The organism is Kurthia zopfii (assembly GCF_003143955.1).
Classification (GTDB): Bacteria; Bacillota; Bacilli; order Bacillales_A; family Planococcaceae; genus Kurthia; species Kurthia zopfii.
The window spans coordinates 1-24,586 of record NZ_QFVS01000040.1 but is presented as its reverse complement, the minus strand read 5'-3'; the positions used below and the strand labels follow the sequence as shown (position 1 = coordinate 24,586).

The window sequence follows — 24,586 nt, the reverse complement described above, 5'->3', positions numbered from 1 at the left end:
GATTTAGAGCCAAAATACTATTAGCAATCAAGTATAAGAAGGTTGGTTTACATCTGGGCTGAATTAAAAAAAGGTGAATGAAATTGAAAATCCAATTTCATTCACCCCAACATTTGACACAGAGCCTAAAAATCGCACTTTGAATTTAATCAAATGTGTATATTTTGTGAAGTGGAAAAACAAAAAACTAGGAGTGACATAGGATTAGGAATAAAGTTCAAGTTTAGAAAAAATAAATGTCCCTACAGATGCTTTTTGAAACGAAAAAGAAATGTTATAGTAACAAATAGAGTATTTTTGTTAAAAAAACTCACATAGTTATTACATATTTTTCTAATGGAAAAATGTAGTCCAAAAGTCATTCGTATTTTTAAATGGTGAAAAAAATTTACAAACCATTTACAATCGAACTTAAATGCTTTTATAGTTCTTAGTACCTTTTAAAATTTAATGTGTATTTAAAGTTAATGAATAAGTAAACACTGTAATGATGATGTTAAACGCCTATTATATAACATTGTTGACTTGGGAACATGATTTAACAATATAAATAGTACAAAAAATCTAAAACGTTACTTTTTGCCTATGAATATAAGTCTTATAGTAATAGACAGGTTGGATTATATTTATTACAATTATAGTAGTTAAGCAATCGGCAAATATAAAATTTACGGATGAGGTGAGATGAATGAGTTTTTTTAGTGGAACAATAAGCAATTTAGAAAGTGGAATTAAATACGCGAATGTAAAGCAGAAGACAATCGCTCAAAATATTGCAAACGTAGATACACCGAATTATAAAGCAAAATCAGTAAGTTTTAAGGAAATGCTTTCAGACGCGACAAGTAATAGCGTATTGGCATACCGAACAGATGCGAAACATATAGATTTCCAAACTGAGGCGAGTTCACCAGGAGTATTTAGTTATTCAAATCTAGCTTATCGTCAAAATGGTAATGGCGTTGATATGGATAAGGAACAAGCGAGTTTAGCGAAAAACTCTATTTATTATAATGCGATGGTTGAGAGAGTGAGCAGCAAGTTCAATTCACTTCAAACTGTTATTAAGGGTGGGAACTAATTATGTCGATCTTTCATAGTTTAGATACAACTGGTTCAGCTTTGACTGCTCAGAGATTACGTATGGATGTAATTTCTTCGAATATGGCGAATGCCGAAACAACTAGAGGCAAGCAAGTAAATGGCGAGTGGGAACCGTATCGTAGAAAATCGGTTGTTCTGTCATCACAAGAAGGTGCGGGTTCTTTTGCGACGCAATTGAACGCTGCAATTGGTGCAAGTACTAAATCTGTCGGCAATGGTGTTAAAGTATCTCGTATTAATGAAGACAAAGAAACGCCATTCAAGCTAGCATATGACCCAACAAGTCCAGATGCAGACAAAGATGGCTACGTACAATTGCCAAATATAGATCCTCTAAAAGAGATGACTGATTTAATCTCGGCTACAAGATCGTACGAAGCAAATGTAACAGTTTTTAATGCAAACAAATCAATGCTTACGAAGGCATTAGAAATAGGTAAATAACGCGTATAAGGGGGATTAATAATGGAGATTTCACCAATATCGGTTGTACAACTCGTTTCACCAACTTTAAATCAAACAGCACCTGTTCAAAATGTGAAGACGGAGCAAAGCTTTGGCACAGTACTGAAAGACGCAATTAATTCGGTAAACGAAGCGCAAAACCAGTCTGACTTAATGACAAATAAATTAGTATCAGGTCAAGATGTTGATTTATCCGATGTTATGATTACAGCTCAGAAGGCAAGTGTGACGTTGAATACAGCGTTGCAAGTTCGTAATAAAGCAGTAGAAGCTTATCAAGAAATTATGCGAATGACAGTTTAAACAACGGTTAAATCGTATCTAATAAGAATAAGGATATTCAATATAACCGGAGGCCTAAAATGAATGAGAGAATGAGTAAGATGAAAACCGACTTAACCAGCTTCTGGCAAAGTCGATCGAAACGACAAAAAGGTACTTTAATAGGACTGCTTACAGCAATTATTGTTGGAGCGGCCCTTATTACATATTTTTCAACGAGAGTTACCTACGCGCCGCTATACTCTAATTTAACAGCTGCTGAAGTTGGACAAATTAAAGAACAGTTGGATACACAAGGCGTAAAATCTCAAATTGATGCTGGTGGTACGGCGATTTCTGTACCGAAGGATCAAGTGGATACACTAATTGTAAATCTAGCTTCACAAGGATTCCCTAAATCAGGCGAAATTGATTATTCATTCTTCTCCCAAAATGCTAGTTTTGGTATGACGGATAACGAATTTAATGTAATCAAAATGGCTTCAATTCAAACTGAAATAGCGAATTTAATGAAAAACATAGAAGGTGTTAAAGATGCGAAGGTAATGTTGAACTTACCTGAACAAAGCACTTTCGTGAGTGAGCGAGATAAGAATAAAGATGCCAGTGCTTCAATCGTCCTAAATACAGCACCAGGTCAGCAGTTTTCGGAAGAACAAGTCCGCACATTGTATAACTTGGTGTCTAAGAGTGTGCCGAATTTAAGCACGGAGAATATCGTGATTACGAATCAATACAATGAATACTTTGATTTAGCTTCTGGCGATGGTTCAGAAGGAAATGTTGCAAGTGCAGGAAATCAACTTGCAGTGAAAAAGCAAATCGAAAAAGATATTCAACGTCAAGTTCAGTCGCTGCTAGGTAACATTATGGGAACTGGTAAAGCGATTGTAACGGTAACTTCTGATATTGATTTTACAAAAGAAAATCGTGAAGAAAACTTAGTCGAACCTGTAGATAAAGAGAATATGTCAGGTATCGAAATAAGCGCTCAAAAAATTAATGAAACATATACTGGCGCAAACGCAGGAGCAACAGGTACACCAGAAGCTGAATCAACAACTGATAACTTCACAAACTACCAAGCAGGCTCAGGCGATGGCAACGGCGATTACGAAAAAACATCTGATACAGTGAATAAAGAAGTGAATCGTATTAAGCGTCAAATTGCTGAAAGTCCTTACCGCGTGCGTGATTTAGGAATTCAAGTAGTCGTAGAACCACCAAAAGCGGATGATCCGACATCACTTGAAGCGACTACTCAAACTGATATTAAAACAATGTTAGCTTCAATTGTAAGAACTTCAATCGACAAAAATTCAGCAGGACAATTATCTGATGCAGATGTCGAGCAAAAAGTTACAGTTTCTGTACAAAAATTAAATGGTAAAGCAGAACAAACAACTCCAACTTCTCCAACAATTCCTTGGTGGGTATGGGTAATTGGTGGAATTCTGTTAGTGGTAATTGCATTATTAGCATTCTTTATGATCCGTTCTCGTAAAAAAGATGAAGAAGAAGAGTTTGAATTCGACGAAGACTATGAAGAAATAGATGTAGATGATATTTCTGATGAGAAAGAAACTGAAGGTACTGTTAGAAGAAAACAACTAGAGAAAATGGCGAAAGAAAAACCTGAAGACTTTGCAAAATTACTTCGTTCATGGATTTCTGAAGAATAGACAGGAGGGCAATTAACTTGGCAACAAAGAAAGAAAAAGAACTAACAGGCAAGCAGAAAGCCGCACTTCTGCTCATTTCATTAGGACCAGAAGTATCTGCAGCTGTATATAAGCACTTAAACGAAGAAGAAATTGAGCGTTTAACATTGGAAATCTCAAGTGTGAAACGCGTTGAACCTGAAATAAAAGAAGAAATCATAGAAGAATTCCATACCATTGCACTTGCTCAAGATTATATTTCACAAGGCGGTATTGGCTATGCGAAAACGGTCCTTGAAAAAGCATTAGGGAATGATCAAGCGCAAGCGATTATTAATCGTCTTACTTCTTCATTACAAGTGCGACCATTCGACTTTGCGAGAAGAACGGATCCAGGACAGATTTTCAACTTTATTCAAAATGAGCATCCTCAAACCATTGCATTGATTCTATCTTATTTGGAACCAGCGCAAGCAGGAACGATTCTTTCATCATTACCGCAGGAAGTTCAAGCAAATATTGCAAAACGAATTGCGACAATGGAATCGACTTCACCAGAAGTAATCAGTGAAATTGAATCAGTACTTGAACGTAAATTATCATCAACAGTTACACAAGATTACACTGAAACAGGTGGCGTAGATGCAGTAGTTGAAGTTCTAAATGGAGTAGATCGTCAAACAGAGAAAACAATTCTGGATGCACTCGAAATTCAAGATCCAGAACTGGCAGAAGAAATCAAAAAACGTATGTTTGTATTCGAAGATATCGTTACACTCGACAACCGTTCGATTCAAAGAGTTATTCGCGATTCGGAAAATGCCGATCTTATGTTGGCAATGAAAGTATCAAGCGAAGATGTCAAAGAAATTATCTTCAAAAATATGTCGCAACGTATGGCTGAAACTTTCAGAGAAGAGATGGAAGTTATGGGGCCTGTACGATTACGTGATGTAGAAGATGCTCAAACTCGAATTGTAGCTGTAACAAGAAGATTAGAAGATGCTGGAGAAATTATCATTGCTCGTGGCGGAGGAGATGACGTCATTGTCTAGAATCATTCGACAATCGGAAGCTGATCCATCAGTGCGTAAAATTGAAGTGAAGAGCTTCTCTTTTTCGCAAGAGTTAGATGAAGATGAAGTAATCCCAACGTTATCTATTCAAGCTGTTTTAGAAGAACAAGCAAAAGTACGCCAACAACTGGATTTAGAAATGAAGCAAGCGCATGAACAACTTGCATTAGACCGACAAAATCAGCTTGATGAGTTAGAAAATGCTCGCTTAGCTTGGCAGGAAGAATATGCCCAACTAAAGCAACAAGCATATGAAGAAGGTTTTGCAAGTGGACATGCGGATGGGGAGCAGAAGATTGCAGAAGATCTCCAAGTAGTCATTCAAAAAACGAATGAAACGACTGAACTTGCTATCCAAAATGGCGACCACTATTTACAAGCACAGGAGCAGGTAATACTGGAATTAGCGATCAATTGTGCAAATAGAATTGTTGGCAAAAGCGTTACCGAAAATCCTGAAGTGTATGTAGATTTAGTAAAAAGAGCATTGATCGAAGCACGTGAATCAGATTTCATTAAGATTTATGTCGCTGCGGAACAATTTGAACTATTAACGGCTAAAAGAGAAGAACTTGAAACATTATTACCACCGGATTTATTATTTACAATTTTCATTGATGGTTCATTAAATAAATTGGATTGTTACATTGAAAGTAATACCGGAAGAATGATGGTTTCAGTTGATGCTCAATTAAATGAACTGAAGAAAACCTTAGTTGCAATTTTAGAGAATGGAGAGTGACAACGATGAAAGCAGTGGATTTATTAAAACATATTACAGAAGTTCCGACTTTTAAAAAATTCGGTCGTGTATCTCGCGTCGTCGGATTAATGATTGAATCTCATGGCCCGGCTAGTTCGATTGGCGATGTTTGTAAAATCCACGTGCAGTCTACAACACAAGGTCATCAAGAAATATTGGCTGAAGTTGTCGGATTTAAAGATGAAATCGTTGTGTTAATGCCATTCACTTCATTGAAGGATATTGCGATCGGGTGTTTAGTTGAAGGTACAAATAAAGCACTTGAAATTCAAGTAGGCGATGAATTAATCGGGAAAATCCTAGATTCAATGGGGCGACCAATCGATGGTTCAATCTTGCCAAAAGGTTTAATTTCTGTTCAAACAGAAGGAGAACCTCCCAATCCGCTTACAAGACCACCAATTAACGAAACATTGGAAGTTGGTGTGAAAGCAATCGATGGGATGCTAACTGTAGGTAATGGGCAAAGGATTGGTATTTTCGCCGGTTCGGGTGTCGGGAAAAGTACGTTACTCGGCATGATTGCTCGAAATACAAAAGCTGATTTGAATGTCATAGCATTAATTGGAGAGCGTGGTCGTGAGGTACGTGAATTCATTGAGCGAGATTTAGGGCCAGAAGGTTTAAAACGTTCAATCATTGTCGCAGCTACTTCAGACCAACCAGCTCTTATGCGAATTAAAGGGGCATTTACAGCTACGGCAATCGCAGAACATTTCCGCGCACAAGGGTTGAATGTCATGTTAATGATGGACTCGGTGACGAGGGTTGCGATGGCTCAGCGTGAAGTAGGACTTGCGACAGGCGAACCACCTGCGCAAAAAGGTTATACGCCATCTGTATTTGCGATTTTACCGAAACTATTGGAGCGAACAGGGACGAATGAACATGGTTCCATCACAGCGTTCTACACGGTGTTAGTAGATGGGGACGATATGAATGAACCAATTGCAGATACTGTTCGAGGGATTTTAGATGGACATATCGTCTTGGATCGGAATTTAGCAAATAAAGGGCAATATCCTGCAATTAATGTTTTAAAATCTGTCAGTCGATTAATGAATCATATTGCGACACCTGAACATGTTGCAGCAGCTACGAAACTTCGAGAGTTGTATTATACATACGCGAAAAATGAGGATTTAATCAATATTGGCGCATATAAAAGAGGATCTTCAGCTGAAGTCGATTTAGCGATTCAATATGAGCCGTTAATCACGAATTTCTTGAAGCAAGGATTCATGGATCCCGTGTCAATGGAGCAAACTGTGAATGAACTTACGACATTAGCTCGAGGAGGCATGTAATGGGAAGTGTTTTCCACTATCGATTTGACCAAGTAATGACCATTAAAGAACAGGAAAAGAATGAATCTGAAATGGCTTATAAAGAGTCTGTCAGTGACTTCGAAAAAATTGCGACAGATCTTTTTGAAGCATTAAAGAAAAAAGAAGATTTAATCATTTTCCAGCAAGAGCGAATGAGTACTGGGTTGAGCATTTTAGAAATGCATAACTACGCAAATTTTATTGATAGTATCGAGAAAAAAATCGCTGAGTTACAACAGAAAGTTATTCAAGCTCGTTCAAAAATGGAATGGTTTGAAGCGAAGTTATTAGAAATCTCATTAGAATGTAAAAAGTATGAAAAAATGAAGGAAAAAGAACAAACTTTATTTAACTTAGAGCAGGATAGGATTGAAGTGATTCAATTGGATGAGATGTCACAAATCGCATTTTATAACAAGGAAGTTAGGTGAAATCATGGCTAAAAAACAAGCACCTTCAAAAAAGCCAAGACCACGTCAGACTAATGAAGATGAACTGGAGCAAGAAAGCAAAGGGCCGGGGAAATTACAGAAATTATTCTTTTGGGTGATTATTCCCGTGTTGTTCACATTAGCAATCGGTTTGATTGTCGCTGAAGTAACAGGTACGAATGTTTTTGAAAAAGCGAAAACAGTCATAGGTGGTAAAGATCAAAAAGAAGATGTAAATAAAGAAACTACTGAACAATATAATCAACAAATTGTTGCATTAAAAGCACAATTAAAAGAAAAAGATGCAATCGTCAATCAATTACAAACGAAAATCGACTCAAATAAAACGGATGCCGCAAAAGCAGAAGTTGAAAAGAAACGCTTAGAAAAAGAAGTGACAAAACTGCAAAATGGTAAAGCCGATACGAAAACGGATATTAACGCTTTAGTAAAAACTTACGAACAGATGGCACCGAAATCAGCTGCAGCTGTGATCTCTACTATGGGCGATGATAACGCTTTGAAAATATTGAAAAATTTAAAACCTGCAACATTAGCGCCGATTTTAGAAAAAATGACGCCTGAAAAAGCAGCGCACTTTACCGAATTACTTTCTAAGAAGAAGAAAAAATAATAATTGAGAGGAGGTGAAAAAAATGGTAACAATCGTCGCGGTTGATAATCTTAGTCAACCGAGTAAACCAACTTCAACTGCGAATAGCAGTACGAAGAATGATGTATTCGCGAATACTTTACAACAAGCTCAAACTGCTACATCGAAAAGTGATGCAAAAGTTGAGGAGCAAAAAGTAGATTCAACTGTAAGTGAAGACACTACATCAGACAAAAAGACACAACCTCTTACTTTAGAATTTTTATTACCTTCTGCAAAGGTAGATGAGCAAAAAGTAAATGAAGAAGTCGTTGATTTTACGGCATTATTTCAAATTACGGATATCCAGAAATTAATCGTTTCAATGGGTGGTCAACCACTTGCTGAAGGTGAACAATTATCGATAGAAAATGTTGCACAAGCATTAGGTATGACTGAAAAAGAACTTCAATCATTAGTTATGAAGTTAACAGATCAAGTTGCACCAACAACCAACCTTTGGGAAGCGCTAAGTCAAATGGATTCAAAACTAAATGCTGTGCTTCAAAATATTGCTTCAGCAATGAAGGGGCATGGAGATGCTAAATTAACGAAGCAAGAAGCGAAGTCAGCGATTGCCTTATTGAAAGTTGTTGAATTAGCAGGTCCGAAAACGGATTTATTATTGAAACAAGAATTGGCAGTTTCACAGACGAAAGATTGGTTAGCCACTTTAGCAACGCAAGCACCGGTAAAATCAGCACAAGCTGAATCAACTTTACCATTTGCAAAAACGTTGATGAAATTCCAATTGAATCAAACAGAGCTGACAACTCAGCAAGCTACTTCAGTAAATAGCGCTCAGCCAACTGTAGCTCCAAAAACGACCTTTACAATCGTGTTACCAGCTAATGCAACACCACAATCACAATCAGCAAAATTTGTTGAAGAATTTCAAAATGTCATGAGTCGAGCGCAGTTTGCAAGTAACGCAGCAGGTACAAGATTATTAATCAAACTATATCCAGAGAATTTAGGAACGATTCGAATTGAATTAGTTCAAAAAGATGGTATGTTATCAGCGAAAATTCTTGCTTCAAATGCTTTAGGTAAGCAGATGTTAGATAGTACATTGCATCAGTTGAAACAAGGTTTTACGAATCAAAACATCCAGTTAGATCGAGTTGATGTAGCACAAGCACTTTCAGAACCTTCAAAAGGAGAGAGAAGTCAACAATTCGGCCAACAATCATCACAGCAAAATCATAAAGAAGAAGATGATCAGCAAGCTTCACCAGAGCAGTTGAAAAGCTTTGATCAATTACTCGCAGAAATGGAGGAATCCTAATGGCAGAAGTAAAGGGCGTGTCGGATTATTATTTACCGACATCAAAACCGGGTACTGGGAATAGTAATTTAGGAAAAGATGATTTTTTGAAAATCCTTATTACGCAATTACAAAACCAAGATCCAACGAGTCCAATGGATGACAAGGAATTCATCGCACAGATGGCGCAATTCTCATCTTTAGAGCAAATGAGTAATATGGCTGGAGCAATTGAAAATTTAACAGCAGTTTCTGTTCAATCTCAATTGATTCAATTCAATACTTTCATTGGCAAAACAGTTACATGGCATGGAATTTCAAAAGAGTTAGATGAGGCTGGCAAGCCAGTGACAAATACAGGAACGAACAAAGTAGTATCGGTGAAGTATGATGCTGGTGAAGCGAAGTTTATTCTTGATAATGGTAAAGAAATCTCAGCGGCAAATATTTCAGAAGTAAATGACTTTAATGCAGGCGGTTCTTCAAATTCATTAGTAGATGCTAGTATGCTCATTGGCAAAAAAGTATCGTTTCTAAATGAAGCAAAAGAAGAAGAATCAGCACAAGTTACATCCGTTTCTAAAAAAGATGGGAAGATTCAATATTCATTAGCAAATGGTAAAGTAATTACTGCAGACCAAATGACATCCATTTCGGCCTAGGTGAATACGATGAAACCAATTCACATAATTCAACCACCCATCACACAAAACGTTCCAATAAAACAATCAAAACCAATTCAAAATAGCACTAGCTTTGCGAATATGCTGACAGAAGCGCAGCAAATGGTCAAAATTAGTAAGCATGCATCACAGCGAATGGCTCAAAGAAATATCGAAATTAGTCCAACAGAATGGCAGAAAATTGATGATCAATTGCAAGTTGCGAAAAATAAAGGATTAAAAGAATCACTTTTTTTAACGCAAAATGCAGCATTAATTATTAATGTGAAAAATCAAACTGTCGTGACAGCACTTGACCGACAAGAGGCAAGCGAACAAATATTCACCAATATCGATGGTGCAATTATTTTATAAAAATTTAGGCGGGACCTGTAAAAGGGCGCCTTCGTACTACTGACTGCTTGATGTAGTACATCCAAAATCGAAGGGAGAACTATTCAATATGTTACGTTCTATGTATTCAGGTATTAGTGGTTTAAAAAATTTCCAAACGAAGTTAGACGTTATTGGTAATAACATTGCCAACGTTAATACTTACGGCTTCAAAAAAGGTCGAGTAATCTTCAAAGATTTAATGTCTCAAACAGTAGCAGGCGCAAGTGCACCAGGTGGAGATTTAGGTGGTACGAACGCGAAACAAATCGGTTTAGGAGCTAGTTTATCAGCCATCGATACAATGCACGAGAAAGGTTCAACTCAAACGACGAACCGTACACTTGATGTAGTAATCAATGGTGATGGTTACTTAGCATTTTCAGATGGTGCCAACAAATACTATACTCGTGCAGGGAACTTATACCTTGATAAAGACGGTATTTTAGTAGCTCCAGATGGTAAGAAATTACTTGATTCTTCAGGTGCTACATTCCCAGGAGTGCCACCGGAAGCGACTCAATTAACAATTGGTCAAGATGGTACGGTTACGTATATTTTACCTGGTTCTGATGCTCCACAAGTATTAGGTCAAATGGGTGTTACACGTTTCTCAAATCCAGAAGGTTTAACGAAATCAGGTGGTAACTACTTCACGGTATCGAATAACTCTGGTACGCCTAAAGATGATCAAGTACCTGGTGCAACTGGTAACGGAACAATCGAATCTGGATTCCTTGAAATGTCGAACGTAGACCTTTCAGAAGAATTCACGGAGATGATCGTTGCACAACGTGGTTTCCAAGCAAACTCTCGTATTATCACGACTTCAGATGAGATTTTACAAGAGCTAGTTAACTTAAAACGCTAGTTTGATTGATTTATAAAAAGGAAGGGGGCCGGGCTGGTTCTTCTATGACCTGCCCTATATCCTATGATTCATGTGACAAGATTAAATGGTAAGAAATTTTCATTAAACGCGCTATACATAGAATCGGTCGAGGAGTTTCCTGATACGACAATCACGTTAACGACCGGGCGAAAATATGTTGTTTTAGAAACGGCTGAGCAAGTACAAGTGGACATGATTCGTTTCTATAAACAGGTACAACTCCTATCAAACCCGCATTTAAGAGGTGAAGAAGATGAAGAATAATAAGTTATTAACAATCATGCTCATTATTTTAGTATCCATTACACTTATTGGTGTTGTGGCACTAGTAGTAGTTACTCAATTCTCGAAAGATCCAGGGAGCGCAGCACAGCCTTCAATCGATGAAATTATTGAACAATCTGTTGATGTACCTGAATTAAGTACGAATCTATCGGATAAACGCTACGTGAAACTATCATTAAAAATCCAAACAGATAGCAAAGAAGCTGCAGAAGAAATTGGAAAACGTGATTTCCAAGTGAAAAATATTTTAGTCGAATTGCTATCGGATATGAGCAGTAAAGATTTAGAAGGACAAAAAGGTAAGGAATTATTAACGAATGCACTGAAAGCAAAATTTAATAGTTTGATGCAGAATGGTGAAGTACAAAAAGTTTATATTACCTCCTTTGCAATATCATAAGTAATTAAATACTAGAATCTAAAATTGGAGGTGAGCAGATGGCTGGAGATGTATTGTCACAATCCGAAATTGATGCCCTTTTATCGGCATTATCTACAGGTGAAATGACAGCTGATGATATAAAGAAAGATGAAGAAGCGAAAAAAGTAAAAGTTTATGACTTTAAACGCGCGCTTCGTTTTTCAAAAGATCAGATTAGAAGTTTAACTCGAATTCATGAAAATTTTGCTCGATTATTGACAACATTCTTCTCTGCTCAGCTTAGAACCTATGTACAGATCACTGTTGCGTCAGTAGACCAAATACCATTTGAAGAATTTATTCGATCGATACCGAATATGACATTAATTAACGTTTTCGAAGTACCGCCTTTAGACGGTAATGTATTAATGGAAATCAACCCTAACATCGCATATTCAATGTTAGACCGTTTAATGGGTGGTACTGGTTCAAGTCACAGTAATGTAGATAATCTAACTGAAATTGAAACGAAGATCATGACAAATTTATTTGAAAGATCATTCGATAATTTACGAGAAGCATGGTCAAATATTGCAGACATCGATCCAATTATGACTGAGCTAGAAGTTAACCCACAGTTTTTACAAATGATTTCGCCGAATGAAACAGTTGTCGTAATTTCATTCAATTCAATCATTGGTGAAACGAGTGGTATGATCAATATTTGTATTCCACACGTAGTGCTAGAGCCAATCGTACCGAATTTATCAGTGCGCTATTGGATGCAGTCGAATACGAAAGAAGTGTCACCTGAACAACAGGCGATTATTAAGAACAATGTAAACCAATCAATTCTACCTGTCGTAACCGAACTAGGCACTACACAAATTTCAATTGAAGATTTCTTGTTACTACGTAAGGATGATGTGCTTCAATTAGATAAATTAGTGACGGATCCACTTTATTTAAAAGTAGGCGATGTTCCTAAATTTATCGTACAACCTGGTAAGGTGAAGAAAAAATTAGCAGTTCAAGTTTTAGAGTCTTTGAAAGGAGGAGATGGTGATGATGAGTGATGAAATGTTATCGCAAGAAGAAATTGAAGCTTTATTACGTGGGGAGTCATTAGATACGAAACCAGAAAGTAATGAAGAAACGAGTGAAGAGTCTTCGGAAGAGTATAATATTGAAGAATATTTAGATGATATGTCGCGTGATGCACTAGGTGAGATCGGAAACATTTCATTTGGTAGTTCAGCAACAGCGTTATCTTCACTTCTTGGGCAAAAAGTAGATATTACAACGCCTTCACTAAGTATGATAAACCGAAATAAATTAGAGGAGGAATTCCCACATCCGTATGTTGCAGTTCAAGTTGAATATACAATCGGATTAATGGGTATGAACTTACTCGTAATTAAACAGTCAGATGCCGCAATTATTGCTGATTTAATGTTAGGTGGAGATGGTTTAAATCCAGCTGATGAACTGGGTGAAATTCACTTATCTGCAGTACAAGAAGCGATGAACCAAATGATGGGTTCAGCTGCGACATCAATGTCTACAATCTTTAATAAGAAAGTAGATATTTCACCACCTTCAATTGATTTAATGAATTTCTCAAGTAATCAAGGAACAGAAAATATTCCGAATGATGACTTGTTAGTAAAAGTATCTTTCCGATTGAAAATTGGTGAGTTAATTGATTCGAATATTATGCAATTACTACCGTTGAATTTCAGTCAAAATCTAGTGAAATCATTGATGAATCCAGATGGAGAAGACGCTTTTGAAGAAGAAGTTCAAGCAACGCAAGAACCAGCTGTAGAGGCAACACCTCCAACTCAAGAAGCGCCAGTTCAACAACCAGTTGCCACAGCACCAGAGATGCAACAGCCGATGTATCAGCAAGCGCCACCGATGCAACAGCAGCCGATGATGCAACAACAACCGATGATGCAACAACAACAAATGCAACAGCCAATGTATCAACAAGCACCACCGATGCAACAATCACCGCAAATGAATGTTCAACAAGCACAGTTTATGGATTTCGAACAAACAAATCTTAAACAAGCTGAAGCGCGTAACTTAAATATGCTAATGGACATACCGTTGCAAGTAACTGTAGAATTAGGTCGTACGAAACGTTCTGTGAAAGAAATTCTAGAATTAGCGAGTGGTTCAATTATTGAGTTAGATAAATTAGCTGGTGAACCAGTAGATATTTTAGTAAACAGCCGTTTAATTGCAAAAGGTGAAGTAGTTGTAATTGATGAGAACTTTGGTGTACGAATTACTGATATACTTAGCAAGGAAGACCGTTTGAATAATTTAAGATAGATTTTTTTATTGGAGGAAGATAATTATGGGAAAAAGAATACTAATTGTAGATGACGCAGCATTTATGCGAATGATGATCAAAGACATCTTGACTAAAAATGGTTTTGAGGTTGTTGGTGAAGCAGCAGATGGAGCTCAAGCAGTTGAAAAATACAATGAACTAAAACCAGATTTAGTAACAATGGATATTACAATGCCTGAGATGGACGGTATTGCAGCTTTGAAAGTAATCAAAGAGAAAAATCCAAGCGCATTAATCATTATGTGTTCAGCAATGGGCCAACAAGCGATGGTAATCGATGCAATTCAAGCTGGAGCAAAAGACTTTATCGTTAAACCATTCCAAGCTGACCGTGTAATTGAAGCGATCCAAAAAGCGTTAGGGTAATCCAATGTATAAGCAATCATACAAACAGTGGCTTTTCGCATTGGTTGTCGTGATGATTTCCGTATTATCTTTTTCAGTGGCTAGTACAACTGTACAAGCAGCTGAAAAAGAGGGTATGGTTAGCGACAATTTACAAGATTCGAGTAAAGATTCTAAAGAAACTCCTAGCAAAGAACAGCAAACAAATGAAGAACCGATGTCGACAGGAATGTCAGCATGGGAATACATAAAAATCGTGTTAGCATTATTATTTGTTGTGGGACTGCTTTTCTTTGTACTGAAATTAGTCAATCGAAATAATAAAAAATATCAATCTAACCAACTACTACAAAATTTAGGTGGCGTGTCAGTTGGCCAACAAAAATCAGTTCAACTTCTTAAAGTAGGAGATTCGTTATTTTTAATTGGCGTTGGTGATGATGTCAATGTCTTAAAGGAAATAACAGATGAACAAGAACAACAAAGATTGATCCAGCTTCACGAAGATAAGCAAGAATTCGCAGCACAAGTACCATATATTACAGAGTTGTATTCAAACGTAAAACAGAAATTTACGAAGCAACCAGCAGTGAAAGAAGAAACGAAACCATTTAAAAACGAGTTAGATGAAAAATTGGCTCAAATTAAAAAGAATCGCCAACAAAGTTTAGATGGATGGAATCAGAAGGAGAAAAAAGACGATGAATGATTTACTCCAAGCGTTTTCAGAAAGTAGTGGCTCAAATGTTTCTACTTCTGTGAAACTAATGATTTTACTAACGGTTATGTCATTGGCGCCGAGTATATTAATTTTAATGACTTCATTCACTCGAATTGTCATTGTACTTTCATTTGTCCGAACTTCGTTGGCAACACAGCAAATGCCGCCAAACCAAGTAATTATCGGCTTAGCTCTGTTCTTGACGTTCTTCATAATGGCGCCAACATTCCAAGAAGTAAATAAAGAAGCGTTACAACCACTATTTAAAGAAGAAATTTCTTTGGATGAAGCTTATGAAAAAGCGAGCATGCCGTTCAAAGAGTTTATGAGTAAGCATACTAGACAGTCTGATTTAGATTTATTCATTAGTTACTCTGGCGAAAAAGAGCCGAAGTCATTAGAGGATTTATCACTGACAACATTAGTACCAGCGTATACTTTAAGTGAATTAAAAACAGCATTTCAAATGGGTTTTATGATATTTATACCGTTTTTAGTAATTGATATGATTGTTGCGAGTGTCCTCATGTCGATGGGGATGATGATGTTACCACCGGTAATGATCTCGCTACCATTTAAAATATTATTATTCGTCTTAGTTGATGGATGGTATCTCGTTATGAAGTCACTTTTAGATAGCTTTTAGAGAAAGGGGAAGGATTAAGTGTCACAAGAATTTGTTATATCTGTAGCAGAAAGGGCAATTACAGTAATTTTGCTCGTATCCGGCCCCTTATTATTAGTGGCATTAATTACAGGTTTGATGGTCAGTATTTTCCAAGCAACAACTCAAATTCAAGAACAAACTTTAGCATTCGTACCGAAAATTGTCGCGGTATTAGTCGGCATCGTGTTTTTTGGTCCGTGGATGTTAACGCATGTAACTTCATATGCTAAAGAAATTTTTCAAAATTTAACAAGGTTTATAGGGTGAGTAAATGGCTGAACTAATTCCAAAGCTACCCGTTTTTTTCTTAATACTCGTTAGATTAACAGCATTTTTCGTGACAGTTCCATTCTTTTCATACAAAACGATTCCGCCACAGGCACGTATTTTTCTCGCGATTGTATTAGCGTGGATGATGAGTTATTCCATCCAAACGACGAATATCATCATCGATGAGAACTATGCGATGCTCGTTATAAAAGAAGCAGTAGTTGGTTTATTGCTTGGTTTAGTCGCTTTTATTATTATTTCGGCATTACAAATTGCTGGTAGTTTTATTGATTTTCAAATAGGTTTTGCGATTGCCAATGTTATTGATCCGATGACTGGCGCACAAAGTCCGTTAATCGGTCAATTCTTCCAAACGATTGCGATGCTTGTATTAATCGGTACGAACGCACATTATATGCTCCTCGACGGTATTTTTTTTAGTTACGAATACATACCGCTTCAAAGTACATGGCCACACTTAGGTGATGTGGCACTCAGTACGTTTATTATGAAGACATTTACAGGGGTGTTTGCAATCGCATTCCAAATGGCAGTACCAGTTGTTGCGACGGTATTCTTAGTCGATTTAGCGCTAGGTATTACTGCGAAAACAGTGCCACAACTAAATATCTTCGTTGTAGGTTTTCCGATAAAAATTGGCGTGAGTTTCATCGTGTTGCTCATTATGATGGGTGTAATGGTTGCAGTGATGCAAAAACTCTTCCATGTGATGTTTACAGCTATGCGAGATTTCATGGTTATTATAGGTGGTGGATAGGCGATGCTATTACAATTAGATTTACAGTTTTTCGCAGGTGAAAAAACGGAGAAGGCAACGCCGAAGAAAAGATTAGATGCACGTAAGAAAGGGCAGGTTCTAAAAAGCCAAGACGTTACAAGTGCAATCGTTCTACTATCCATTTTTACATATTTACTTTTCGCAGGATCGTCCATTCGTGATCGATTACTAATATTTTTGAGGGAAACTTTCACTCATACAATTGCAGTAGATACGATTACAATTCCTTCAGTAATGAATTTATTGAAAGATACATTGATCGAGATGGCAGTCATATTGCTACCAATCATGCTTATTGCAATGGTCGCAGCAGTTGCAGCCAATTTCTTTCAGTTTGGACTATTATTTACGACTGAAACATTAAAATTTGATTTGAAGAAAATCGACCCAATCAAAGGGTTTAAAAGAATCTTTTCGATTAAGGCGATTATCGAGCTTATAAAATCTATCTTAAAAATCTCTTTTATCGGAACAGTTACAACAGTCATTATTATGCTGAACTTGACGGATGTTTTAAGCTTGTCGTTTAAAACACCGGGCGATACTTTATCGACGATTGCGAAGTTAACAGCTATTATGGGGATTGCTGCGAGTTTAGTACTCGCATTCATCTCAATTCTCGATTACTTTTACCAGAAATTCGACTATGAAAAAAATCTAAAAATGTCCAAACAAGATATTAAAGATGAGTATAAAAATGTCGAAGGGGATCCATTAATTAAATCGAAAATTAAGCAACGTCAAAGAGAGATGGCGATGCGACGAATGATGCAAGAAATTCCAAATGCCGATGTTGTTATTACGAACCCGACGCATTATGCAATCGCGTTAAAATATGATGACATCACAATGGATGCGCCAAGAGTCGTTGCAAAAGGTACAGATCATGTCGCGCAAAAAATTAAACTAATCGCCAAAGAAAATGATGTCGTCATGGTTGAGAATCGACCTTTAGCAAGAGCGATGTATGATCAAGTCCAAATTGATCAACGAATTCCAGATGAGTTTTTTAAAGCAGTAGCGGAAGTTTTAGCGTATGTATATAGAATTAAACGGAAAATTTAAGGAGGTACAACTATGAAAATTCGTGATATAAGTGTATTAGCAGCAGTTATTATGATTGTTGCAATGCTTGTTGTTCCATTACCTCCGTGGCTAATCAGTTTTTTAATCATTGTCAACTTAACATTAGCTCTACTTGTACTATTAACTTCAATGAATATGCAAGAAGCGCTTCAGTTCTCAATATTCCCATCACTGTTACTACTATTAACTTTATTTAGATTAGGGTTAAACGTATCGACAACTCGTGCGATTTTATCAGAAGGTGACGCAGGTAACGTAGTTGAAACCTTTGGTACATTCGTTGTAGGGGGAAATATATTAGTTGGTATTGTCGTGTTCGTCATCCTCGTAATTATTCAGTTCATCGTAATTACAAAGGGTTCTGAACGTGTGTCTGAAGTAGCGGCACGTTTTACGTTAGATGCAATGCCAGGTAAGCAAATGGCGATTGACGCTGACTTGAATGCGGGACTTATTTCGGAAAAAGATGCTCGTGAACGACGCGAAAAAGTCGGGAACGAAGCGGATTTCTACGGTGCCATGGATGGTGCGACTAAATTCGTAAAAGGTGATGCAATTGCAGGAATCATCATCGTAATCATCAACTTACTAGTAGGTATGATTATCGGTGTTGTTCAAATGGATATGGAATTCTCAGAAGCAATTACTCATTTTACAACTTTAACAGTTGGTGATGGTCTTGTATCTCAAATTCCAGCATTATTAATTTCTACAGCAACAGGTATTGTCGTAACAAGAGCAGGTTCGAAAGGGAACTTAAGCTCGGATATTACTGGTCAATTATTAACAAATCCAAAATTACTATATATTGCGGCAGGTACGATTTTATTATTAGGATTCTTCACACCAATTCAATTGATTTTCACAGTGCCAGTTGCACTTACATTAGCGTTTGCAGCTTATCGAATTAGTTCGTTAAGTAAGGAAACGGAAGAAGAAATCGAAGAAATTGAAGAAGAAGTTACAACTGATAATTTGAAAAGTCCAGAAAATGTTATTAACTTATTAAATGTCGATCCAATTGAATTTGAATTTGGTTATGGTTTAATCCCACTCGTTGATGCTTCACAAGGCGGCGATTTACTCGACCGCGTCGTGATGATTCGTAGACAATTGGCATTAGAGTTAGGTATTGTCATCCCAGTCGTTCGTATTCGAGATAATATTCAGTTACAACCGAATGAATATCGCATTAAAGTTAAAGGAACAGAACTAGCGAAGGGCGAGCTACTTCTTGATCATTACTTGTCAATGTCACCAGGTGACGATGACACAATTGAAGGAATTGACACAGTCGAACCTTCATTTGGTTTGCCAGCTAAATGGATTAATGAACAAGTAAAAGAAGAAGCAGAAATGCTTGGCTATACTGTTGTGGATCCACCAAGTGTCGTGTCGACTCACTTAACCGAAATTATTCGTGCAAATGCTTCCGAGTTACTAGGTAGACAAGAGACGAAACAACTAATCGATCACTTGAGAGAAACAGCGCCAATATTAGTCGATGAATTAACGCCAACACCTATGTCGATTGGTGAAATTCAGAAAGTATTATCGAAATTATTGGATGAAAATGTATCGGTTCGTAATTTACCAATTATATTTGAAACACTTGCAGATTATTCGAAACTAACTTCCGATGTTGATGTATTAACGGAGTATGTTCGTCAAGCACTAGCACGTCAAATTACGACGCAATATGCAGGAAATCAAACGGAATTAAAAGTATTGACGGTATCAGCAAAAATCGAAAAAATAATCGCTGACAGTATTCAGCAGACGGATCACGGCAATTATTTAGCAATGGATCCTCAAGTAACGCAATCGGTATTGGAATCAATTGCGAGTGAACTGGAAAGAACTTCATTTATTGAACAATCACCAGTCATCCTTTGCTCACCAGCTGTGAGAATGTATGTCCGTCAATTAACGGAACGTTATTTCCCGCAAATACCGATTTTATCTTATAACGAATTAGATGCTTCGATTGAAATTCAAAGTATTGGAGTTGTGAATGTAGAATGAGAATGAAAAAATATATTGCTGAAACAATGCCAGAAGCAATGAAAAAAGTACGAAATGATTTTGGTGAGGACGCAGTTGTTGTCAGCTCAAAAGTCATTCATACAAAAGGATTCTTAGGAATGTTTAAGAAGAAAATGTTTGAAGTAGTTGTAGGTTTAGATCAAGAGGAGCGAGTAGTAGACACTCGCCCTGATCTTGATCGTTTTGAGAAGAAACAAGAATTCGATCAACAAAGCATGCTAACACAGCAAAATGACGATATTCAAAAACAATTACTAGAACTAAAAAAAATGATGCGTTCAGTCAATCAACCTTCTTCAAATACATTACCAGCAGTCATTCAGCCAGTATATCAACTACTTGAAGAACAAGAGTTAGACAAGGAACTCATCACAGAAATTTGTGATGAGCTTTTTGGCATAGTGAATGTAAAACCAAATGTAACGACAGAACAACTTATGATTTCAGCTCAAGAAGCTATGTATCGTATGCTTTCAAAAATGCCTATGGGTGGATTAGATTTCAAACAGAAGTTCGTGAATGTTTTAGGGCCAACTGGTGTTGGTAAAACAACAACAATCGCTAAAATTGCGGCAAGAGCCGTATTAGAGAAGAAGAAAAAGGTCGCTTTCATAACGACAGATACGTATCGAATTGGTGCAATTGAGCAACTAAAGACCTATGCGAATCTATTGCATGCTCCAGTGGAAGTAGTGTATACATCCGAAGATTATAAACGAGCGATTGAGCAGTTCTCTGGTCATGACCTAGTGTTAATTGATACAGCAGGTAGAAATTATAAAGAAGTGAAGTTTATCGATGATTTAGAACAACTAATTGATGTGAAAAATAATGCTCTAAACTATTTAGTCTTATCATTAACTGCGAAAGAACGCGATATGACAACGATCTTGAAGCAATTCTCTAGTTTTGAGATACAGCAATTAATTTTTACCAAGCTAGATGAAACAAATACTATTGGCTCAATGATCAATTTAATGGTTAAATATAATAAGGGACTTGCTTACTATACGGATGGTCAAGAAGTACCAGAGAATATAGAAGAGGGTTCAGTATCTCAACTTGTTGAACTATTGTTCCGAGGAGCTGAAAAATAGTGGATCAAGCAGCCATTCTTAGAGAAAAAATGCAGCACCAATCCAGTGGAACTTGTCGTACGATTGCAGTAGTCAGTGGTAAAGGTGGAGTTGGGAAAAGTAACTTCACTACAAACTTTTCTTTGACGCTTGCAGAGAAAGGCAAACGGGTACTGATTGTTGATATGGACTTAGGTATGGGGAATATTCATATTTTACTAGGCAAATCGGCAGGTAACAGTTTAACAAATTATTTACAAGGCGAATGCTCAATTCAAGCCATCATACATCACGATGAGGATCGCTTAGATTTCATCTCAGGAGGATCAGGAATGACCTCTCTCCTACGATGGTCGGACTTCATGTTCGAGCGTCTCCTTTTCGCCTTTGATGAGTTACAAAAGAACTATGACTTTATACTTTTTGATATGGGAGCAGGCGCAACGGATTGGTCATTGCAATTTATGATGTCGGTTGATGATATCTTTGTCATCTCAACAACTGAACCAACTTCGATTACAGATGCCTATTCAATGATGAAATACATCCATACGAAAGATACTGAGAAGGACTTCTTCTTAATTTGCAATCGCGCATTGTCCAGTGATGAAGGAACGACAACATTGCTCAGACTCAAAACGACGATGCAAAGGTTCTTAAGTAAAGAAATTATTGAATTAGGAGTCATACCAGAGGATTTGCAAGTTCGTAAAGCAATTAACGAGCAAATACCTTATAAAAAAAGGTATCCGAACTGTATTGCAGCGAAATCAATTAATAAAATTGCAGAACGTTATTTAGCAAATGATCTAGTTAGTCCTATTGAAGTAATAGGGAAAAACCCGTTTTTATCAAAATTAAAAGGACTTTTTACAAAGGGAGGGGCCTGAGTCAATGACTTCGATGAAAAAACTATTAGTTGTAGATGATTCAGCTTTTATGAGAAAACTCATCACGGAGTTCTTCAAAGGGAATAATGAAATAGAAGTAGTTGGCACTGCAAGGAATGGACTAGACGCCATTGATAAAGTGAAAAGACTACAACCAGATGTTGTGACAATGGATGTTGAAATGCCGGAAATGAATGGTGTAGAAGCGTTGAAAAAAATTATGCAAGATACACCGACACCGGTCGTTATGCTGTCATCAACAACAACTTCAGATGCAACGATTACGGTTGAGGCAATCTCAAATGGTGCAGTCGATTTCGTGGCAAAACCAAGCGGAACAATCTCACTCGATTTAGATAAAATTAAAAATCAATTAGTTGAAAAGGTTGTTGCAGCTACAAAGGTTTCGGTAACGAATCTGAAGCAGATTTCTAAACCTACTATTCCAGTAGCGAAACCAGATTCACCTGAACCCGTTAAAACAGTCGTACAACCTAAAAATGAAAGTTGGCAAAAATTCAAAAAGAAAATTGTTGTCATCGGTACTTCAACAGGTGGGCCAAGAGCGTTACAAGAAGTATTAACAACATTGCCGAAAAATATAAATGCACCAATAGTAATCGTCCAACATATGCCAGCAGGTTTTACGAATTCATTAGCTAAGCGATTGGATCAACTTTCAGAAATCACAGTAAAAGAAGCCGAGAATGGCGAGATTTTACAACCAGGTGTTGCCTACATCGCACCAGGTGGTAATCAGATGACCGTCCGTAAAATCGGTATGACGAAAACAATCTATATCGACAAAACTAGCCCTGCAGTTGGTGGTCACAAACCAGCAGTAGATGTGCTGTTTAATAGCGTGGCAGAAATGACGGATTTAGACCGTATTGCAGTCATTATGACCGGTATGGGAGCTGACGGAGCGAAGGGTGTACGCGAGTTGAAAAGAACAGGAAATACACGTGTAATTTCTGAAGATGAATCTACTTGTGTCGTATACGGCATGCCGAAATCAGTTGAAAAAACAGGTCTAGTGGATCGAGTAGAGAAGCTCGAAAATATATCAACAGCCATTTTAGGATATTTAGAATAGGAGGGGAACTAATGGATACAAATCAATATTTAGAAGTATTCATCGATGAAAGTAATGAACATTTACAATCATGTAGTGAAAGTTTATTATTACTTGAACAAAATCCAGAGGACCTAGCAATTGTAAATGACATATTTAGAAATGCGCATACATTAAAAGGTATGTCAGCAACAATGGGTTTTGAGGATATCGCGAACTTAACGCATAAGATGGAAAATGTATTAGATGCCATTCGAAATAATCAGTTAGCAGTTTCTTCTGATCTTTTAGATGTTGTTTTTGAGTCAGTTGATCATTTAGAAGAGATGGTTTTAGATATTTCTTCAGGTGGCGATGGTAAGAAAGACGTAACAGCTACAGTTGAGAAGTTGAAAAAATTGGAGAATGGTGAACCAATCGGTGAAGCGGAAGTTGCAGTAACACCGGCAGAGTCAACTTCTACTGCAACATCAAAACTAGTATTTGATGATTTTGAGAAAACAGTTTTAGAACAATCGGTTGAACAAGGATTCCAATCATATGAAATCAATATTTCATTAAGAGATGATTGCCTTCTGAAAGCAGCACGCGTCTATATGGTGTTTGAAATTCTCGAAAAACTTGGCGAAGTAATCAAGTCTTCTCCAACTGTCGAGAAGTTAGAAGAAGAACAATTTGATACAGATTTCTCAGTTGCTTTTGTAACACAAGAACCTGCGAATGATTTAATGCAGAAATTGATGAAAGTATCGGAAGTTGAATTAGTAAATGTTCAACCGATTTCAATTTCTAAAGTAAGTGTAGAAGCAGTCGTTGAACAGGAGGAAGTTGTTGAAGCAACGCCTGCTCCAGCCCCAGCACCTAAGAAAGTTGTTGAAACGAAAGCGCCACAAAAAAATAATGCACATAATGCGAGCAAAACGATTCGCGTAAATATTGACCGTCTTGATATTTTAATGAATCTATTTGAAGAATTAGTCATCGACCGTGGTCGTTTACAATCGATTTCTTCAGAATTAAATCACAATGAACTAAATGATACAGTCGAAAGAATGACACGTGTATCGGGCGACCTTCAAAATATTATTTTGAATATGCGCATGGTTCCTGTTGAGACAGTATTCAACCGTTTCCCTAAAATGGTTCGACAATTATCAAGAGATTTAAAGAAAAAAATCAATCTTGAAATTATCGGTGCAGAAACAGAGTTAGATCGTACTGTAATTGATGAAATCGGCGATCCATTAGTCCATTTAATCCGAAATGCACTAGATCATGGTGTTGAATCACCAGCAGAAAGATTAGCTGCCGGTAAATCAGAAGAAGGTTCAGTTGAATTACGTGCCTACCATAGTGGTAACCATGTCTTCATCGAAATTGAAGATGATGGCGCAGGGATTAACCGCGATAAAGTGTTAGCAAAAGCGATTGCTAAAGGTGTCGTAACGGAAGAAGCGAGCCTGTCACTTACGAATAATCAAATTAACGAATTAATTCGGTTCTACAATAAATAACGTTGGTGAAGAAAAAAGCACCGATCTCTCATCAGATCGGTGCGGAAACTTCATTAACGTTATTTTTATTCAAAAAAAATAGAAAACAAGTGAGTTTCCCTATAGAATAA

Annotated in this window: 27 protein-coding genes and 1 pseudogene; all 28 read left to right on the top strand. The window is 37.1% G+C overall.

Annotated features, from left to right (window positions below):
- Positions 1–688 precede the first annotated feature (688 nt).
- Entirely contained in the window at positions 689–1,081 is a 393-nt protein-coding gene (gene flgB / locus DF281_RS12465; protein WP_109350591.1) for a flagellar basal body rod protein FlgB, read from the top strand.
- A 2-nt stretch (positions 1,082–1,083) separates the two neighbouring features.
- The gene (flgC, locus tag DF281_RS12460) at positions 1,084–1,548 is read left to right on the top strand and encodes a flagellar basal body rod protein FlgC (protein ID WP_109350590.1); all 465 of its coding nucleotides are present in this window, start codon (positions 1,084–1,086) and stop codon (positions 1,546–1,548) included.
- Between the two features lie 21 nt (positions 1,549–1,569).
- Positions 1,570–1,872: a flagellar hook-basal body complex protein FliE gene (fliE, locus tag DF281_RS12455; RefSeq protein ID WP_109350589.1), complete on the top strand. Its 303-nt coding sequence runs from the start codon at positions 1,570–1,572 to the stop codon at positions 1,870–1,872.
- 59 nt (positions 1,873–1,931) lie between these two features.
- Positions 1,932–3,533, top strand: coding sequence for a flagellar basal-body MS-ring/collar protein FliF (fliF, locus tag DF281_RS12450; RefSeq protein ID WP_109350588.1), 1,602 nt, complete (start codon positions 1,932–1,934; stop codon positions 3,531–3,533).
- Between the two features lie 17 nt (positions 3,534–3,550).
- Complete coding sequence (fliG, locus tag DF281_RS12445) at positions 3,551–4,567, top strand: flagellar motor switch protein FliG (protein ID WP_109350587.1); 1,017 nt, start codon at positions 3,551–3,553, stop codon at positions 4,565–4,567.
- Positions 4,560–5,330, top strand: a complete 771-nt coding sequence (locus tag DF281_RS12440; protein ID WP_170114853.1) for a FliH/SctL family protein — start codon at positions 4,560–4,562, stop codon at positions 5,328–5,330. Before fliG ends, DF281_RS12440 begins: the two co-directional genes overlap by 8 nt.
- Positions 5,331–5,335: 5 nt before the next feature.
- Positions 5,336–6,658, top strand: a complete 1,323-nt coding sequence (gene fliI, locus DF281_RS12435) for a flagellar protein export ATPase FliI (RefSeq protein ID WP_109350585.1) — start codon at positions 5,336–5,338, stop codon at positions 6,656–6,658.
- On the top strand, positions 6,658–7,110 hold the full coding sequence (gene fliJ, locus DF281_RS12430) for a flagellar export protein FliJ (RefSeq protein ID WP_109350584.1): 453 nt from the start codon (positions 6,658–6,660) through the stop codon (positions 7,108–7,110). The genes fliI and fliJ overlap by 1 nt, the downstream gene beginning before the upstream one ends.
- A 4-nt stretch (positions 7,111–7,114) precedes the next feature.
- On the top strand, positions 7,115–7,744 hold the full coding sequence (locus tag DF281_RS12425) for a MotE family protein (RefSeq protein ID WP_109350583.1): 630 nt from the start codon (positions 7,115–7,117) through the stop codon (positions 7,742–7,744).
- Between the two features lie 22 nt (positions 7,745–7,766).
- Positions 7,767–9,050, top strand: coding sequence for a flagellar hook-length control protein FliK (locus DF281_RS12420; protein ID WP_109350582.1), 1,284 nt, complete (start codon positions 7,767–7,769; stop codon positions 9,048–9,050).
- Complete coding sequence (gene flgD / locus DF281_RS12415) at positions 9,050–9,691, top strand: flagellar hook assembly protein FlgD (RefSeq protein ID WP_109350581.1); 642 nt, start codon at positions 9,050–9,052, stop codon at positions 9,689–9,691. Before DF281_RS12420 ends, flgD begins: the two co-directional genes overlap by 1 nt.
- A gap of 9 nt (positions 9,692–9,700) precedes the next feature.
- Positions 9,701–10,066, top strand: a complete 366-nt coding sequence (locus DF281_RS12410; protein ID WP_109350580.1) for a TIGR02530 family flagellar biosynthesis protein — start codon at positions 9,701–9,703, stop codon at positions 10,064–10,066.
- Between the two features lie 88 nt (positions 10,067–10,154).
- Entirely contained in the window at positions 10,155–10,955 is an 801-nt protein-coding gene (flgG, locus tag DF281_RS12405) for a flagellar basal body rod protein FlgG (protein WP_109350579.1), read from the top strand.
- Positions 10,956–11,018: 63 nt separating this feature from the next.
- A complete protein-coding gene (locus tag DF281_RS12400) occupies positions 11,019–11,240 on the top strand; it encodes a flagellar FlbD family protein (protein ID WP_109350578.1) in 222 nt (73 codons plus the stop codon).
- A complete protein-coding gene (gene fliL / locus DF281_RS12395) occupies positions 11,230–11,661 on the top strand; it encodes a flagellar basal body-associated protein FliL (protein ID WP_109350577.1) in 432 nt (143 codons plus the stop codon). The genes DF281_RS12400 and fliL overlap by 11 nt, the downstream gene beginning before the upstream one ends.
- A gap of 38 nt (positions 11,662–11,699) precedes the next feature.
- Positions 11,700–12,698: a flagellar motor switch protein FliM gene (gene fliM, locus DF281_RS12390; protein WP_109350576.1), complete on the top strand. Its 999-nt coding sequence runs from the start codon at positions 11,700–11,702 to the stop codon at positions 12,696–12,698.
- The gene (gene fliY, locus DF281_RS12385; RefSeq protein WP_109350593.1) at positions 12,691–13,965 is read left to right on the top strand and encodes a flagellar motor switch phosphatase FliY; all 1,275 of its coding nucleotides are present in this window, start codon (positions 12,691–12,693) and stop codon (positions 13,963–13,965) included. Before fliM ends, fliY begins: the two co-directional genes overlap by 8 nt.
- A 25-nt stretch (positions 13,966–13,990) precedes the next feature.
- Positions 13,991–14,353 (top strand): response regulator, encoded by a 363-nt coding sequence (locus DF281_RS12380; RefSeq protein WP_109350575.1) that lies wholly within the window; start codon positions 13,991–13,993, stop codon positions 14,351–14,353.
- Between the two features lie 4 nt (positions 14,354–14,357).
- Complete coding sequence (locus tag DF281_RS12375; RefSeq protein WP_109350574.1) at positions 14,358–15,041, top strand: flagellar biosynthetic protein FliO; 684 nt, start codon at positions 14,358–14,360, stop codon at positions 15,039–15,041.
- Complete coding sequence (gene fliP, locus DF281_RS12370; RefSeq protein WP_109350573.1) at positions 15,034–15,699, top strand: flagellar type III secretion system pore protein FliP; 666 nt, start codon at positions 15,034–15,036, stop codon at positions 15,697–15,699. Before DF281_RS12375 ends, fliP begins: the two co-directional genes overlap by 8 nt.
- A gap of 18 nt (positions 15,700–15,717) precedes the next feature.
- Positions 15,718–15,987, top strand: a complete 270-nt coding sequence (gene fliQ, locus DF281_RS12365; protein WP_109350572.1) for a flagellar biosynthesis protein FliQ — start codon at positions 15,718–15,720, stop codon at positions 15,985–15,987.
- Between the two features lie 4 nt (positions 15,988–15,991).
- Entirely contained in the window at positions 15,992–16,768 is a 777-nt protein-coding gene (gene fliR / locus DF281_RS12360; protein WP_109350571.1) for a flagellar biosynthetic protein FliR, read from the top strand.
- Between the two features lie 3 nt (positions 16,769–16,771).
- Complete coding sequence (flhB, locus tag DF281_RS12355; protein ID WP_109350570.1) at positions 16,772–17,854, top strand: flagellar biosynthesis protein FlhB; 1,083 nt, start codon at positions 16,772–16,774, stop codon at positions 17,852–17,854.
- A 12-nt stretch (positions 17,855–17,866) separates the two neighbouring features.
- Positions 17,867–19,900, top strand: coding sequence for a flagellar biosynthesis protein FlhA (gene flhA / locus DF281_RS12350; protein ID WP_109350569.1), 2,034 nt, complete (start codon positions 17,867–17,869; stop codon positions 19,898–19,900).
- Complete coding sequence (gene flhF, locus DF281_RS12345; RefSeq protein WP_109350568.1) at positions 19,897–21,018, top strand: flagellar biosynthesis GTPase FlhF; 1,122 nt, start codon at positions 19,897–19,899, stop codon at positions 21,016–21,018. The genes flhA and flhF overlap by 4 nt, the downstream gene beginning before the upstream one ends.
- On the top strand, positions 21,018–21,887 hold the full coding sequence (locus tag DF281_RS12340) for a MinD/ParA family protein (RefSeq protein WP_232025925.1): 870 nt from the start codon (positions 21,018–21,020) through the stop codon (positions 21,885–21,887). The genes flhF and DF281_RS12340 overlap by 1 nt, the downstream gene beginning before the upstream one ends.
- 4 nt (positions 21,888–21,891) lie before the next feature.
- Positions 21,892–22,983 (top strand): protein-glutamate methylesterase/protein-glutamine glutaminase, encoded by a 1,092-nt coding sequence (locus DF281_RS12335; RefSeq protein ID WP_109350567.1) that lies wholly within the window; start codon positions 21,892–21,894, stop codon positions 22,981–22,983.
- Between the two features lie 11 nt (positions 22,984–22,994).
- Positions 22,995–24,458 (top strand): annotated as a pseudogene (locus tag DF281_RS12330) (Hpt domain-containing protein); the annotation flags it as partial.
- Positions 24,459–24,586 lie beyond the last annotated feature (128 nt).

Bases quoted from the DNA above. Each gene is read 5' to 3' on its own strand.
- DF281_RS12380 (WP_109350575.1), top strand. From the start codon at position 13,991: ATGGGAAAAAGAATACTAATTGTAGATGACGCAGCATTTATGCGAATG.
- DF281_RS12410 (WP_109350580.1), top strand. From the start codon at position 9,701: ATGAAACCAATTCACATAATTCAACCACCCATCACACAAAACGTTCCA.
- fliE (WP_109350589.1), top strand. From the start codon at position 1,570: ATGGAGATTTCACCAATATCGGTTGTACAACTCGTTTCACCAACTTTA.
- fliP (WP_109350573.1), top strand. From the start codon at position 15,034: ATGAATGATTTACTCCAAGCGTTTTCAGAAAGTAGTGGCTCAAATGTT.
- DF281_RS12375 (WP_109350574.1), top strand. From the start codon at position 14,358: ATGTATAAGCAATCATACAAACAGTGGCTTTTCGCATTGGTTGTCGTG.
- flhB (WP_109350570.1), top strand. From the start codon at position 16,772: ATGCTATTACAATTAGATTTACAGTTTTTCGCAGGTGAAAAAACGGAG.
- flgC (WP_109350590.1), top strand. From the start codon at position 1,084: ATGTCGATCTTTCATAGTTTAGATACAACTGGTTCAGCTTTGACTGCT.
- fliL (WP_109350577.1), top strand. From the start codon at position 11,230: ATGAAGAATAATAAGTTATTAACAATCATGCTCATTATTTTAGTATCC.
- fliI (WP_109350585.1), top strand. From the start codon at position 5,336: ATGAAAGCAGTGGATTTATTAAAACATATTACAGAAGTTCCGACTTTT.
- fliF (WP_109350588.1), top strand. From the start codon at position 1,932: ATGAATGAGAGAATGAGTAAGATGAAAACCGACTTAACCAGCTTCTGG.
- DF281_RS12335 (WP_109350567.1), top strand. From the start codon at position 21,892: ATGACTTCGATGAAAAAACTATTAGTTGTAGATGATTCAGCTTTTATG.
- flhA (WP_109350569.1), top strand. From the start codon at position 17,867: ATGAAAATTCGTGATATAAGTGTATTAGCAGCAGTTATTATGATTGTT.
- flgD (WP_109350581.1), top strand. From the start codon at position 9,050: ATGGCAGAAGTAAAGGGCGTGTCGGATTATTATTTACCGACATCAAAA.
- flgB (WP_109350591.1), top strand. From the start codon at position 689: ATGAGTTTTTTTAGTGGAACAATAAGCAATTTAGAAAGTGGAATTAAA.
- DF281_RS12425 (WP_109350583.1), top strand. From the start codon at position 7,115: ATGGCTAAAAAACAAGCACCTTCAAAAAAGCCAAGACCACGTCAGACT.
- fliM (WP_109350576.1), top strand. From the start codon at position 11,700: ATGGCTGGAGATGTATTGTCACAATCCGAAATTGATGCCCTTTTATCG.
- fliJ (WP_109350584.1), top strand. From the start codon at position 6,658: ATGGGAAGTGTTTTCCACTATCGATTTGACCAAGTAATGACCATTAAA.
- flhF (WP_109350568.1), top strand. From the start codon at position 19,897: ATGAGAATGAAAAAATATATTGCTGAAACAATGCCAGAAGCAATGAAA.
- DF281_RS12400 (WP_109350578.1), top strand. From the start codon at position 11,019: ATGATTCATGTGACAAGATTAAATGGTAAGAAATTTTCATTAAACGCG.
- flgG (WP_109350579.1), top strand. From the start codon at position 10,155: ATGTTACGTTCTATGTATTCAGGTATTAGTGGTTTAAAAAATTTCCAA.
- fliR (WP_109350571.1), top strand. From the start codon at position 15,992: ATGGCTGAACTAATTCCAAAGCTACCCGTTTTTTTCTTAATACTCGTT.
- DF281_RS12420 (WP_109350582.1), top strand. From the start codon at position 7,767: ATGGTAACAATCGTCGCGGTTGATAATCTTAGTCAACCGAGTAAACCA.
- fliY (WP_109350593.1), top strand. From the start codon at position 12,691: ATGAGTGATGAAATGTTATCGCAAGAAGAAATTGAAGCTTTATTACGT.